The sequence below is a fragment of the Deltaproteobacteria bacterium genome (genome assembly GCA_012522415.1).
Lineage (GTDB): Bacteria > Desulfobacterota > Syntrophia > Syntrophales > JAAYKM01 > JAAYKM01.
In genome coordinates this window covers 1-2,098 of the sequence record JAAYKM010000031.1, presented here as the reverse complement: position 1 = coordinate 2,098, position 2,098 = coordinate 1, and the positions used below count along the sequence as shown (strand labels likewise).

General features: G+C 47.7%; 2 protein-coding genes. Both read right to left on the bottom strand.

The features are described from left to right. Positions 1–1,299: AMP-binding protein (locus GX147_02550; GenBank protein NLN59589.1), on the bottom strand; the 1,299-nt coding region annotated here is incomplete at its 3' end. Beyond that, positions 1,299–2,098: acyl dehydratase (locus tag GX147_02545; GenBank protein ID NLN59588.1), on the bottom strand; the 800-nt coding region annotated here is incomplete at its 5' end. The genes GX147_02545 and GX147_02550, both read right to left, overlap by 1 nt.

Sequence of the window (2,098 nt, the reverse complement as noted above, 5' to 3'; positions counted from 1 at the left end):
GGTATATCCCGATGAAATAATAACATCGTCTATACGCCCTACATACCAGAAGTATCCGTCCTCATCTTCATAGACCTCATCTCCGATTCTTTCCAGACGGTCTTTCTTTTGCAGGGCAACCTGCCCGATCTGACCTTGAGGCAACACATTCCCGGCCTCGTCAACAACCACAACTTTAAGACCGCCCACCATGGGTTTGCCTACACTGCCGGGCTTAACGACCCAATCGTCAAATCCACCGTAATCCAAGGTTATCGGCCCTACCTCTGTCGTTCCAAATTGGGTATAAGAATCCAAACCCCAGGTTTTCTTTATTTGATCGATCAAATCCCTGGACATTTTTTCACCGGAATAAGTTAGGAATCTGAGTTTCAGATTATACTTGTCTGCTTTTCCTGTTCCCATCATCAGCCGAAAATGGGAAGATATTCCTGCGATATTTGTGATTTCAAACTCCTCGAGCGCCTCCAGGCATATCTCAGGGTCAAATTTGCCCGATATTGTTTGCGCAGCCTTACCGAAGATCATCGGGCTGATTGTGCCATACCAGATGCCGTGCCCCCATCCGGGAGATGAGCAGCAGAAATAATTGTCATCCGGCTTGAGGCCTCCGGCAAATTTCATGACAACGGCTGCCACGGAAATTGCCCCGTGCGTATACCTTATCGGTTTGGGGGTTCCCGTTGTCCCGCTCGAAAATTGAATCATGCACAGGTCTTTGGATGAGGTTGATGGTGTGTAGACATCGCTTTCATCAGCCAGAAGCCCCAAGATATCTTCAACAAAGATATACTTTAAGTTCAGCCTCTCCGCCAGCTTCATATCGATTAGGTTTGTTTTGTCTTTGGTCGTTATGATTGTGCTGACCTCACCGTTTTCCAGGCGAAAGTTTATAGCTTCGGGCCCGAACAGGGGAAAGCACGGGATCATCACAGTCCCGCTCTTGTATATGCCGAACATGCTCACATAGAAAGCTAGGGATGGAAACAGCAGTACGGCAACTCTGTCTCCTGCCTTCACCCCGTTTCTTTCGAGCATATTGGCAAATTTCGAGGTCAGACTGGATATCTGGCCAAAGGTGTAACTCTCGGTTCTGCGATCATCGTACTTAATTCTCAGTGCCAATTCGTCACCCGGGTGCCGGTCGACACATTCATGCGTTATATTGAAGTTTTCTTTTGTACCGTCAAATACATCCCACCTCTCCTTCCACTGGAAATTGGCCGTCGCTTCCGCATACGTCTTATAATTGAGTGCTTGCCATTGCTTTCTTTGGTTTATTGATGTTGACATTTCCACTATCTCCTTGCCTCAACCGGCCATGTATTTTTTTCTCTTGAAGGCAGACTTATTTCAGCTTCACCGGGCATTACATCTACTCCGCGCTGGTTTATTGCGTTTGTTTTAACCCGCACGCAATATTCTCCCTGATCGTCGACATATTTTTCGGTGACAGTGCCCGTTATGCGTACCACATCCGACAAGAATACAAAATTCCGATATTCGGCATAGCATCTTTTCAGCCAGCCATCATCACCTATCCAATTTGTAAGCATTTGTACAAGCCAGCAATGCCTCTGTATCCCAATGTCATACGGATAAGGCAGACCCATTGCCTTTGCTCCGTCAATGCTGTAATGGACGGCAAAAATCGGTTCCCACGCACCGGTCGCCGGATCACGGAAAAACCAGGCGGGCTTTTTCTCATGCTGCATCAGGGCCTCTTCATGTGCGTTCAGCCGCGCCGGGGCAAGACCGGCAACTACAGCAGCCACCATATCGGTTAATCCCACAGGTCCCTTTATAAGCTGCGGCAATTCATCACCGATCTTCACATCTTCCCAATACCTGGGGGTCTGTCCTCTCATGCAGTCTTTACTGTTGCGAAGAATTTCCTCTTCGAGCTTTTGCAGCTCCTCCTGCGTCCACGGGTGAGGAAGCTCAATTGTTTGATACTTCCCCTTCTCCCGGCTTTTTTTTCTTTCAGCTCGTATTATCAGCTTCTTTACCTGAGCAACCGGTTCATTATTCTGGTTTGAGTATTTATCCTCAAAGTAATCAAATACGGTCTTTCCGGCAAATTTGCTCTGTTTGGGCC